The 12665-nt window shown below is 43.5% G+C and carries 10 protein-coding genes; 4 read left to right on the top strand and 6 right to left on the bottom strand.

From position 1 onward, the window contains the following. The first annotated feature begins 20 nt into the window (after nt 1-20). The 3 genes from MHI06_RS15120 to MHI06_RS15110 all read left to right on the top strand — a co-directional run bounded on the left by MHI06_RS15120 (nt 21) and on the right by MHI06_RS15110 (nt 3511). Entirely contained in the window at nt 21-1622 is a 1602-nt protein-coding gene (locus tag MHI06_RS15120) for a hypothetical protein (protein WP_340398251.1), read from the top strand. A gap of 89 nt (nt 1623-1711) precedes the next feature. After that, nucleotides 1712-2602: an ABC transporter permease subunit gene (locus MHI06_RS15115; RefSeq protein WP_169479375.1), complete on the top strand. Its 891-nt coding sequence runs from the start codon at nt 1712-1714 to the stop codon at nt 2600-2602. An 18-nt stretch (nt 2603-2620) separates the two neighbouring features. Next, entirely contained in the window at nt 2621-3511 is an 891-nt protein-coding gene (locus MHI06_RS15110; RefSeq protein WP_340398250.1) for a carbohydrate ABC transporter permease, read from the top strand. Nucleotides 3512-3550: 39 nt separating this feature from the next. Here MHI06_RS15110 and MHI06_RS15105 read toward each other — a convergent pair whose 3' ends face one another. Both MHI06_RS15105 and MHI06_RS15100 read right to left on the bottom strand, forming a co-directional pair. Then, nucleotides 3551-5296, bottom strand: coding sequence for a sensor histidine kinase (locus MHI06_RS15105; RefSeq protein ID WP_340398249.1), 1746 nt, complete (start codon nt 5294-5296; stop codon nt 3551-3553). Nucleotides 5297-5324: 28 nt separating this feature from the next. Continuing rightward, the gene (locus MHI06_RS15100) at nt 5325-6941 is read right to left on the bottom strand and encodes a helix-turn-helix domain-containing protein (RefSeq protein WP_340398248.1); all 1617 of its coding nucleotides are present in this window, start codon (nt 6939-6941) and stop codon (nt 5325-5327) included. Nucleotides 6942-7128: 187 nt separating this feature from the next. On the opposite strand from MHI06_RS15100, the gene MHI06_RS15095 reads away from it, so the two are divergent. Next, nucleotides 7129-7404, top strand: a complete 276-nt coding sequence (locus MHI06_RS15095) for a hypothetical protein (protein ID WP_340398247.1) — start codon at nt 7129-7131, stop codon at nt 7402-7404. Between the two features lie 100 nt (nt 7405-7504). On the opposite strand, the gene MHI06_RS15090 is transcribed toward MHI06_RS15095, so the two are convergent. The 4 genes from MHI06_RS15090 to MHI06_RS15075 form a co-directional block, all read right to left on the bottom strand. Further along, nucleotides 7505-7909: a DUF1064 domain-containing protein gene (locus MHI06_RS15090; RefSeq protein WP_340402121.1), complete on the bottom strand. Its 405-nt coding sequence runs from the start codon at nt 7907-7909 to the stop codon at nt 7505-7507. A gap of 68 nt (nt 7910-7977) precedes the next feature. Further along, nucleotides 7978-8886 carry an MFS transporter gene (locus MHI06_RS15085; RefSeq protein WP_340398246.1) on the bottom strand — a complete coding sequence of 303 codons (909 nt, stop codon included), beginning with the start codon at nt 8884-8886 and terminating at the stop codon, nt 7978-7980. 384 nt (nt 8887-9270) lie between these two features. Beyond that, nucleotides 9271-11931 (bottom strand): FtsX-like permease family protein, encoded by a 2661-nt coding sequence (locus MHI06_RS15080; RefSeq protein WP_340398245.1) that lies wholly within the window; start codon nt 11929-11931, stop codon nt 9271-9273. Next, nucleotides 11924-12613: an ABC transporter ATP-binding protein gene (locus MHI06_RS15075; RefSeq protein ID WP_340398244.1), complete on the bottom strand. Its 690-nt coding sequence runs from the start codon at nt 12611-12613 to the stop codon at nt 11924-11926. Before MHI06_RS15075 ends, MHI06_RS15080 begins: the two co-directional genes overlap by 8 nt. Between the last annotated feature and the right edge of the window lie 52 nt (nt 12614-12665).

The raw sequence follows: 12665 nt of genomic DNA, 5'->3' as shown, positions 1-12665 counted from the left end.
ACTGATAAGGGGGAAAAGAAATGAACAAGAAAACGAAAACTTTAGTCTTGTCTTTGTGCCTGTCTACCTTATTACTCGCAGCTTGTAGCAATGGAAGCAACACGGAGAAAGATACCACGACGGACCCGGATTCCAATGAGGCTGGAACGACAACCATTCACACCGTAACGTCAGAATACACTTCTGCCAAGTATCCAAAGGGCGACGATATCACAAACAATGTGTGGATTAAGCGCTACAACGAGAAGTTCAATATTGATGTCAAAACAGATTGGGTCAGCGACGAGTACGATACAAAACTGAATTTGGCTATCGCATCGAACGATCTTCCTGACGTATTCAGGGTAAATCCATCACAACTCAGACAGTTGGTCGAAGCAGATATGGTCATGGATCTTTCTGAGGTCTTTGACCAACATGCTTCAGATCGTCTCAAAGGTTACATGGAAGCGGATGCGGATAGTTACGAGTCTGGAAAAAAGGATGGTAAGCTATACGGCATACCGCAGATGCACTGGGGATTAATTGAACAACCAGACTTCATCTGGATCCGGAATGACTGGAAAGAAGAATTGGGAGTCCAGGATCCGAAGTCTGTGGAAGACATCAAGAATATGGCATTGAAATTCATGGATAAGCACGGCGGTTATGGTATAGCCGTAGACCAATCGTTGGATTACCTCAACCTGCTCGCTATTGCATGGAATGCGCATCCGGATATGTGGATGGAGGATAACAGTGGACAACTCGTGTATGGCTCCGTGCAGCCTGAGATGAAGAATGCGCTGGCTGAGTGGTCAGAATGGTACAAGCGAGGCATCATTGATCCGGAATTTGCAATCAAAGACTTTAATGCGATGAACGCGGATATTGTAGCCGGCAAAGTGGGGATACAGCCTTATTACCAATGGTGGGGTTATAATCCGGGTGTAGATACGGTATCCAATCTGGGTAAGGACGCCATCTTCTATCCTTATATCATCCCTACCGTCGATGGGAAGGAAGCAAAACAATCCATTTTCTTCGCCAACAATAATTATATCGTCATGAAAAAGGGATTCAAGCGTCCTGAAGAAGTGATTAAAATTTTGAACGACTATGCTTATATCGTGGATGAAGGCAATGGCAAAGAATCTCCAGAAACGCTATCTGCCTTGCTGGATAACGATATTGCCCATGTTGTTGGTGTGTTCCGTGTACTTAATCCAAATTCGGATTACGAGCAATTTGAGGCTGTGTCAGTTGCCCTTGAATCCAAGGATACGAGTGGACTCACGACTTCGGGAATGTGGCAAAAATATAACAACAGTGTTGAATTCATGGAGAATGCAACACCTGGAGCGATCGGTGATTATTTACAGCAAGGTGCTCCCAAAAATGCTTATGGTCTTGCCAAGAAAGTACTCGACAGCGAGAACTATACGAAAACGGCCCTATGGGGTGTTACGCCAGAAATCCTGTCGAGCTACGGCACAACCTTAGATGATATCCTGACCGAAGGCTTCACCAAGATTATTATGGGGAGCGAAAGTATCGATTATTTCGATGTGATTGTCCAGAATTGGCGTGCAGCCGGAGGCGATGACGCAACCCAGGCAGTCAATGAGGCATACGGAAAATAATAAGTCTGTTGCCAAGAAGGGATGGGTATGTTCTCGTCTCTTCTTGGTAGCGGTTACAAATTCATCGCGCCAAGAACGGAGGAATACGAATGCTGAGAAAATGGAATCAGCAGCGTGCTTACCATCTCATGTTGATCCCAAGCCTGGTCTTGGTCTTCATCTTTAGTTACATCCCTTTCTACGGACTTATTATTGCATTTCAGAAGTACAATCCGGGCCTCGGTTTCAACTCGCCATGGGTAGGATGGGATAATTTTACCCACATCTTTAATCAGCCGAACTTCGTAAGAACGATCTGGAATACACTGTACATGTCTGTCTTCAAGATTATCGGTGGTATAATCGTGCCCGTTATTTTCGCATTACTGCTTAACGAGGTACTACACAGTGGAATCAAACGTACATTCCAAACACTTGTCTACATTCCGAACTTCCTCTCTTGGGTCATTATGGCCGGCATCATGCTGGATATCCTTAGCTCTGACGGCATTATCAATACATTTCTAAGTATATTCGGGATTGCACCGATCTCCTTTCTTGGCACACCCTCTATTTTTCCTTGGACGATGATTGTAAGTGACATATGGAAGGGCTTCGGCTTTGGCACAGTTGTTTACTTAGCAGCCTTAACTAGTATTGACCCCGGACTTTACGAGGCCGCGGTGATCGACGGAGCGAAACGGTGGAAGCAGACGATCTACATTACGTTGCCTCTCCTCATGCCAACCATTGTCTTAATGACAGTATTGTCACTTGGAAACGTACTCAATGCTGGCTTTGACCAGATCTATAATCTCTACTCCCCTGTCGTCTATCAGACCGGTGATATTATTGATACCTACGTATACCGTCTGGGAATTCAGCAGGCACAATATTCGATTGGTACCGCTGTCGGATTATTCAAATCCATCATTTCCAGTGTTCTGGTTGCCGTATCGTACATTCTGGCTTATAGAGTAGCTGGCTATCGCATCTTCTAAGAGGGAGGAACTAACATTATGATCCACGATAAAAGTATGAGTAGGCGTGTGTTTCTTATCGTAAACCACACCATATTGCTTCTAATCTCTCTACTATGTATCCTGCCGTTTATCAACCTGTTGGCCGTTTCATTCAGTAGCAGTTCAGCTGTATCTGCGGGCAGTGTTACGTTCTGGCCTGTGGAGTTCACAACTAAGGCCTATGAATTTGCATTAACTGGAGGGTCCTTCTTCTCCTCTCTCTGGGTCGCCATCCAGCGAACTGTTCTCGGAACGTTGGTGAATCTGGTTCTGATCGTTCTTACGGCGTATCCCCTCTCCAAATCGAAACAAAAATTAATGGGGCGCAATATTTATATGGGATTTTTCATCGTAACCATGTTATTCAGCGGAGGACTAATTCCAACCTATCTGGTAGTCGTCAAAATGGGACTAATCGATTCCATATGGTCTCTGATCCTGCCTGGGGCTCTCCCCGTATTCAGCATGATTATCCTCATGAATTTCATTAGAGGGTTGCCTGAGGAAATTGAAGAATCAGCAATTATCGATGGGGCTGGGCCTGTACAGGTATTGCTTCGTATTCTACTCCCGCTCCTCAAGCCCGCTCTCGCAACAGTTGGTTTGTTCAGTATCGTCGCCCACTGGAATTCCTGGTTCGATGGCATTATCTATATGAATAATCCAGCTAATTATCCATTACAAAGCTACCTCCAGACTCTCCTGCAGAGCTTTGAGCAAATCATGCTGAAATCTGGATCAGACTATACGCAACTGTTATCCATGATGAACGCCAGAACGGGACGCGCTGCTCAAATGTTCTTGGGTGCCATTCCGATTCTGCTCGTGTATCCGTTCTTACAGAAATACTTTACCAAGGGTTTGGTGCTAGGAAGTGTCAAAGGGTGAACAAAAGGGCTTGCAGTTCATACTGTAAGCCCTTTTGTTCTATCTAAACTCTGAGATGGCCGGCAGCAGAATGGAGAAAATGGTACCTTCACCTATTTTACTTTCCACCTGTATTCCATAAGGTTTACCAAAATGAAGCTGAATCCGCCGCTGCACATTATGCAATCCAATTCCGCTCGTTCCTGAACTGGCACCGGACTTTTCTTCCATCAAGTTCTGCATCGTATGATGATCCATCCCGACGCCATTATCGCAGACTTCGATCACAACTTCATCCAGCTGTGATTGAATCCGGATAGTGATGATTCCGTCTTCTTCGAGTTCGGCCAGTCCATGAAAAATGGCGTTCTCTACAATGGGCTGCAGGATCATTTTGGGCATGCGATAATCCAGCAGTTTATCCTCAATTTCATATCTCATCTGAATACAATCGTAGTACCTGACATTCTGGATCGTTACGTAATTCGCTATATTATCGAGTTCTTCACGAATGGTTACGAGGGTTCCATCGGATTTTGTTGCATAGCGGAGCATCGAGATTAGCGCATCGGTCATTTCCACGATTTTGTCAGCCTGTTGCATCGAGGCGATCCATTTTACCGAACCAAGTGTGTTATACAGAAAATGAGGCTTGATCTGGTCATGGAGCGCACGCATCTCAGCCTTGGCTTTCTCTATTTCTTCCTGCTGCATCCGTTCGACCATTCGCTTCAATTCATGCGACATTCTGTTGAATCGAATGGATAAATATCCAATCTCATCTCTGGAGCCAATAGGTACGACTTGTTCGAACTGGCCTTTCTCGACCAGAGAGATATTCCGGAGCAGCTTCTTAATCGGAGTTGTAATGACATGAGATAGAAAGATGGATATGACCGCAGCAAAAAGAACAATGACAATGGCCAGCGTCACCAGATTACGACCCAATATTTTTCCATCAGCAGTTAGCTCATCCAAGGGCATATATAAATACGTTGTCCATTTTTGTTGACTAAGCGGGCTGGTCACAACGACATTCAATGATTCAGGCGGACGAACGTTGTCTCGGAACAGTGTACCAATTAATCGATCGTTCACGTTATATACGATCTTGTCATTCTCATCGACGATCATGAATCTGGAGCGCAGTCCTTCCTGCAGGTTGCGGTTGACGATTTCGATAAATTTGATATCAATGCTGACAACGATTACGCCAAGAAGTTCCCCACTAGCCACATCATGAATTTTGCGAGCGTGTGACACCGCCAGTATCTTATTCTCCAATTGCTCATCGATTCGCGTTGTCAGCGTAATGGTTCGATCATTTTCGTGCATGAACTTTTTAAACCACAATTCGTTCGCCACTTTGAAGTTGGGGTCAATGGGCTGGTGTGGGCTGACGAACAGATCCTGTCCCCCGTTCATATTGTAGAGGTAAATGGAGAATACGCGATCCTTCATCATGATATAATTCATCAAAATATTGTATGCGGCAATCTCATTTTGTTCGTTACCCTCTCGCAGGAAATCCTGGATCGGAAAACTTCCTTCATGGGTCGCAGATAGATTGTTGCTAAGGCCAGTGCTGGCTAGCAGCGTGATTTTCTCAATCTCCTTCAAGAATTCGTCAATTCGAATATTCGTCTGTTTGGCCAGATCGCTTAGCAAGGTTGTATAATTCTGCGCCAATAACCGCTCTGAGGAGTAATACGAATTGATTGTCATCACAAATACCGGAAGGATAATCACCGTCATACAGATCACCATAATTTTGTGCTTGATTTGGAAGGGCTGGACAAGCTTCATAAGTTGCACCTCTATTCACCGATTACACTCATGCCTGCTGTAATTCTCGATATTCCTCCGGAGTGACGCCTACCGATTTTTTGAAAATCTTACTGAAGTACGTGTAATTATGGTAGCCGACCTTTTCTGCGATTTCGTACACTCTCATTCCCCTGCTCAATAGATACGCCTTGGCATGTTCAATCCGAACACGAGTCAAGTACGTGATAAAGTTCTCTCCTTTTTCCTGCTTGAACAATCGGCTGAGATACGACGGATTAACACTGATTTGGCTAGCGATACTTTGCAGCGAAATATCTTCGGCATAATACTTGTCGATCAACGCGATGGCGAGGTCTGCGTAAGTACTTTCCTGATTATTTTCGGAATCGGTTTGGAAGTAATATGCAATATGAGCAAGCATATCCTGATGGATGTCCTCCCAATACTCACCCTTCAGAAGGGTTTCATATGGAGATTTCTTTGTAAAAGAAGGCGTACTTCTTTCCGTGGCTCGCGATAGATGGGAGTGTATTGTTTCCATTACCATGATATATTGCTTGCGTATGCTATGTTCATCCGCTCGTTTCGCCTCCAGATCCGAGCGAATTCCTTCAAGGAACTCCTCCGCCTTTTGAATATCTTTACTTACCCACAACTTCAACAAACCTCGTTCTTGATGTGGGCTCAGAGCCGCCTTAACTTCATGTCGATCTGGGGATTGAACCATATCATCGTAATACAACACCTGGTTGCTACCTGTGAAGAAACCCTGTTGGAGAGTCGTTTCTGCCTCTTGGCAGGCCGTTCTAATGTAAGGGAAACCGGAAGATATTCTACTTACCCCAGCCGTGAGTGATAAATTCATAAAATCTTTGATTGAAGACAGCAGTTTATTACATAGCTTATTCAAGTCGCCGTGTACAGATTGGCTCTCAGGCAGTACATTGACGATCACCCAATATTCAGAAGAACTTTCAACGAAAATCTCTTTCTCCCATTTCGATGGAATGATCTCTTCCATAATATTAAGCAGCGAAAATCGGAGCAACTTCTCTCCCTTCTCAATATATTTCCGCTTCGCATCCTCGTAATAGTTTACGATGAACTTGATGACGAACAGCTGGTCCGATCGTATACGGAAATGTAGTTCTTCCGCTTTGGTAGTCATATCCGCCTCACTTATGAATCCGCTTACAATATCTTGGAAGAAAGTGTCCTTTAGATGTCTTAGGCTGTTGGAATAATCATGTGCCTTAGAAGGTGTGTTGGTTGGATGAACATGTTCGCTTTGTAGTTTCTGTTCAACGGTGTTCAGGAGATCGATAAGGGCAGTTTCTGTAATCTCGCTTTTAATCAAGTAGTCTGAAGCGCCAAGTTTTAGTGCCTCTTTTACATAATGAAATTCGTCAAAGTTACTCAGGATGACATACTTACAGGTTTTCAGTGCGCACGAGGCCTCTTGTATAAGCTGCAGCCCATCCATAATCGGCATCTTGATATCCGTAATAATTAGATCAGGCATCACTTCAAGCGCAAGGCTTAATGCCTCTTTTCCATTTCCCGCTTCACCAACAACATAGAAGTTGTACTCTTCCCAATTCAGCATGGAACGAATTCCAACCCGCATGAGTAATTCATCATCAACGATCATTAGTTTATACATGCGCATCCCCCAACATGAACCATTTTTAAATATTTTACCATTAAACGAACCGTTGCAAAGATGTCTAGCGAACCTTCTTGAATTGAGGATTTCATAAATACCACTTTTACAGAACGTATGTTCCTGTTATAATCAGATTATCGTATTTTGTGTAGCATAAAATGCTTGCCTGGAAAGGATACATATCATGAATTTATACAAGTTTGAATTAACGGTGAATGGATATCTCTTACGCGTTCATTTCAGTGCATCTGAAGAAAGTGGACTGAAATGGTGCAAACGAATTGCTTCTGAATTCCAGAGTAACGTCGCCAATCTGGAGATCAAGGTTGATATACATAAAAAGCAGAAACAAAAGCATGCACGGGAATATCACGGAAAGCCGTATCTGTATGATCGAACATTGAGGAAAAAACCACTTACGAAGAAAAATAAATCGGCTGAATCATCTGCTGTTATGTAAAAGCTAAATGTCTTGTTGTATAACGATATAGAGCCACTGATCTGGTTATTCAGATCAGTGGCTCCTGGTAATGTAACATTGTCAGTTTTTTATACTTGCACTATATCTCATCATCATGTACCTCAATAAACTTCCAGTTATTCGGAAGACAGTACTTTAAAATAAAAAGCTGACGACGAAGAGGATAATCTCGTTGTATTTTTTTGATCATCCGTCCTTTAACCTCGACGATTTCAACAGAACCGTCTTTGAGTTCCATATAGAAGTCAGGAGTATAGACACGTTTTCTGTACTTCTTGCCACAATGTTCTACAGCTTCCATGATCTCAAACGTTCTATGAAGCTCTAGCTTATGAAGGTAACCCGCAATAATTAAAGGAACAACCCGCTTATTATAGAAGCGTTCCTCCGCTTGGCTATCAAAGGTTGGACGTTGAGCAGCTAAAGGTTCCGAGGTTTCAGCAACCGGGGATCTGGTTCTCGAATTTTCACATGTGGGTTCGATGCAAGGAGTTCCATGAGATCGGCTTCAGACATATGCATAGGCTCACCTTATTTTCTTCTTGAGAAGCATTATGACCAATCGGAGTCTCCAGACCATTGTTGGACTTTCACTCGTCTAACAAATACACCAAGAACAAGGCCGGCAAGGGCAACAAACATCGTGAAGAATAATGCGTTCTGCATACCAGCCGTCAAAGCCAAAGTTGCGTTAGCCGGGTTTGAAGGATCAGCAACATTGTTCATAAACTCGCCTACGCCGCTTGTCATGACACTAACCGCCATAGCAATACCAATTGCTCCTGCAATTTGCTGCAGCGTGTTCATAATTGCCGTACCATCCGGGTACATCTCAGCAGGTAGCTGATTCAGACCATTCGTCTGAGCAGGCATCCACACCATAATAATCCCAACCATCAGACAGGTATGCAATACAACGATCAAAGCGATTGACGATGCAACTGTAATATCAGAATAGAACCATAGGGTGGCCGCAGTCATAATTAGACCAGGAACGACCAAGAACTTAGGTCCGAATTTGTCAAAGAGCGACCCTACTACTGGAGAAAGCACAGCAGAAATGATACTACCCGGAAGAAGAGTCAATCCAGCTGTCAAAGCACTTAATTCAAGAACACGAATCAGAAACATAGGGAGAATAAACATTGCTGCAAGATCCACACTCATACATATGAATACTAGTACTGTACCGATAGCAAACATTGGGTTTTTAAGTGTTCTTAAGTTCATAAGAGGTTCTTTCATATTCAGTTGACGAATCACAAATAGGATCAATGCGACAACACCTGCAATCAGAGATACAATGACTACAGGGTTACCCCAGCCATGATCTCCCTCTCCAGCAGTACTAATACCGTAAACCAATCCGCCAAAACCAATAGTCGACAAAACCAAAGAGTACATATCAATACGCGGTTTAGTTATGGGTGCTACATTTTTATAAATGTAACACCTTAACATTTGGAACCTTCTGCTCTTCTGAAATAGTACCTGTTTGCAAAACCCTCACTCCTCTGTGTCTTTCTAATTTTCACTGCATGGTAGAACCGATGCAATGCTGAAACCTCTATTAGAAAGAACGTCGACCAGAACCGCGATAACAGGCAGAGCATTGTGTTACGTGCATATGTAAAACCTCCTCTTGCATACTTATCTCATTCTCTCTCCAATTCTGTTGAGGAGAACTTTCAACTTTTTGATCATACCACACGCATGTCAAGTCCCCCCCCCCTCAACCAAAGGGAAAGTCAACCCCATTTATTTTTTTTGAATTCTCTAAAACAAAAAAGCCGCAATCTATGCGACTTTTCAAGCAATAATTTATATTATAGTTACCCAGGTTCTCTAAGTTTCCTTCCTCAGCGCCTCCACGATACTTGTTTGGTTTAATCGATACATCGGCCATGCTGTGGCAACGAGCGTTGTTGCTATGGCACCTGCACAAGCGAGAATCATACTGCTCCATGGGATCGTCCAAGCTACATCGAAAGCACCTTTAAAGAGATAATGTATCCCATAGCTAAGTGCTATTCCGAGTAAACTACCGTATAGTGCAGCGTACAGGCCGTATAAAACGCCTTCCAACAGGATCATTTTCCCTACATTACACTGTGTCATGCCGATAGCTTTGAGCACCGCAAATTCTTTGGTTCGTAGAATGAGATTGGTGCTGACGGTGTTCAGTATATTCAGGAACGCAATCAGGACAATGACACCAATAAATCCATATAAAAAGATCTTGGCAGTTGTTGCATCGTTTTTGGCTTGGGCGAGTTGCTGCACCTTATCTGTGTAGCTGTAACCGGCATCTTTTTGGGTCAGGGATTTGAGATAGTCTGTGATCGGTTTGTTGGAAATATCGGTTTTGGCAAGAATAAAGATTCTGGAGTACGTGTCGTTTCCTGTAACCTTCTCTACGACTTCAGGCGTAGTGATGAATTCAAGCACTGCACTCTCATTATAGTTGCTCGACAACAAGCCTTGATCAACAATTCCAGTTATCGTCAGTGTTGTGGATCCTTGACCCTTCCCGTCCGAGTCCAAGGCACGTACTTTGATGCGATCCCCAACCTTGAATTGGGTTTGATCGATAATGATCTGTCTGCCTTCCTCTGTTGTCATTCTTAATTTCTGATTGACGATAACGCCATTTTCCCGGTTCATCTTCTCTTTGTCGATCGTACCAGACGTTAGTTTGGATTTCAGAGCATCGAGTCCGTTATCTCCGTAAGATTCGAGGTAATTGTTGTCTGTGCGATACCCCTCTCCTTCTTCAACAGAGTACATTTCCGGACGAAGTTCATAGTACTTGGGATTAACTTTTTCTTTTGGAAAAGTAGCCATCACTTGATTATTGTAAAACGGATAGGCATGTTCTACTGCATCAAGCTTCATAATGTCAGCATATACGGAATCATCGATCCGTTTGGAAGGTCCTCCATATAGAACCGAATAGGAATAATTGATACCTGATTGTGATGTCTGCCCCAGCAAACCAGCGAGTCCGCTAAAGACAATAAACAGAATCATGCTGACCACTATAGAGAAGGAAGTGATGCGGAAGCGCTTTTTGTTCCTCCTGATGTTTCGACTAGCAAACTGTCCTTCAATACCCAACAGTTTTCCCAGCAGCTTTGATTTTCGGACAGATGTTACGATCTCCACCTTCGTGCTTCCCGAGCTATTTACCGCCTCAAGTGGGGATACCTTCCCTGCCAGTCTCGCAGGTCCGATAGCTGATAGATAAACAGTCAATAATCCCAGTACACCAGCTATGATCAGGATTGGCAGAGAGGTGACCATTTGCATATCATTCAGAAATCCCAACGTCAAAAAGCTGATATTGTAAAACAGAAGCTTCATAAAGACAGTTCCCGTCAATAATCCAACAGGAATGGCAATCAGACTGAGAATTGTCGCCTCTTCGAGAACTAATTTACGTATTTGTGTTGGGGTAGCCCCAATGCACCTAAGCATTCCGAATTGCGAGGTCCGCTCCAAGACAGAAATATGAAACGTATTATATATCACAGCACTCGTACAACCCATAATAATAATGATGATTGCTGCGAATGCATATAACAAACTATGGTTTACACCTTCATAGGTGCTTTTGCCATACAGCTTAAGCAGTTCATTATTATATTCGACTCGAATATTTTTATATTGACTATCCTTATCCAAAGCTATGGCAGAGCCTTGATCCACTTGCTCTAGCTTCAATGCAGATATCATCGCTTCTGTCTTCGCCTGAATCTGATTCATCGATTTCATTTTGACATAGACAAAATAGTTTTTGTCCGCATCGATTTTCACATTACCTTCATACGTGATGGCGGGCATAATGAAGCTGGAAGACCACGAAGCGTTAGTACCTGGCTTCATAAATCCCACAACGGTGAATTCTCTCTCCTTTTCGGGACGAAAGTCTTCATCCAAATCCCAGCCAAAATCACCCAGGCCATTGATCGGTTTGATCTCCCCCGTTGATGCGACAGTTCGCTCGCCAATACTTAGGGTAAGAGAATCTCCAAGCTTCGGTTTGGTCGCAAAACTATCCAGACTCCAGGTCGAAAGAATAACTTCATGCGAATTCTTAGGCAGTCTGCCCGAATCCAAATGAACCTGGAGCTTGTCCATCGCATCGGCATCATATCCTTTGAGATTCAAGTATCGATACGGTGCAGCAAACGGATTTTCCTGCTTTTCTTTCTCACTTGTTTTGCTGATGACTGAATATCCTTCTCTGTTGATAATCCCAGCACTTTCTACGGATGCGTTATTGATGACTTTTGAGACGGCTTCTCCGGGTAATCCGTTAAAAGAAACATGGTAATCCCCGTACTCTTGAACGGTTTGCCGAACCACCTTGTCTCTGAAGCTGAGGCCAATGGTTCCGATGGCTGTAAGTAGTGTCACGGACAAAATAATGCCGACGATCGTTAGTATTGATCTTTTTTTCTGCCCTAGCAAATATTTTTGGGTAAGACTAGTATACTTATTCACGATCTCTCACCCCTGTTTGCTGCAAGAGTGTGCCATCTTTTATATGTACAACACGGTCCGCTCTCTGGGCTACATTCAGATCATGCGTGATCATAATCAAGGTTTGATTATACTTTCTGACGGAGTAGGTAAGCAGATCCACGATTTCTTTACTGTTCTTGCTATCCAGATTGCCTGTTGGTTCGTCAGCCAAAATAATGGATGGTTTGTTGATCAATGCGCGTCCAATTGCAGTTCGCTGCTGTTGCCCACCTGATAATTGGGACGGAAGGTGCTGCCTTCGATTACTGAGTCCTAACACGCTCAATAATTCCTCAAGATAACCCTCGTCCACATGTTTGTTCTCAAGCAGCATCGGCAATTTGATATTTTCTTCCGCAGTTAACACCGGAATCAGATTGTACGATTGAAAAATAAAACCGATTTTGCGTCTTCTGAACACAGCGAGTTCATTTTCACTTTGAGAATACAGGTCCATACCATCAATGAGAACTTGACCACTTGTCGGTTGATCGACTCCCCCGAGCAGATGCAGCAATGAACTTTTTCCAGAACCACTGGCCCCTACGATTGCAACGAATTCTCCTTGACTCACGGACAGATTAACATCTTTCAACGCTTCCACCCTCGCCTCAGCACTTCCGTATATTTTACATAAATGATCGGTCTTCAAAATTTCCACCTTGTTGTACCTCCAGTTGTATGATTAACATTGCTTGATTGTTAGTATAGGT

Source organism: Paenibacillus sp. FSL H8-0079, from assembly GCF_037991315.1.
Classification (GTDB): domain Bacteria; phylum Bacillota; class Bacilli; order Paenibacillales; family Paenibacillaceae; genus Paenibacillus.
This window is presented reverse-complemented; position numbering and strand designations above follow the sequence as displayed.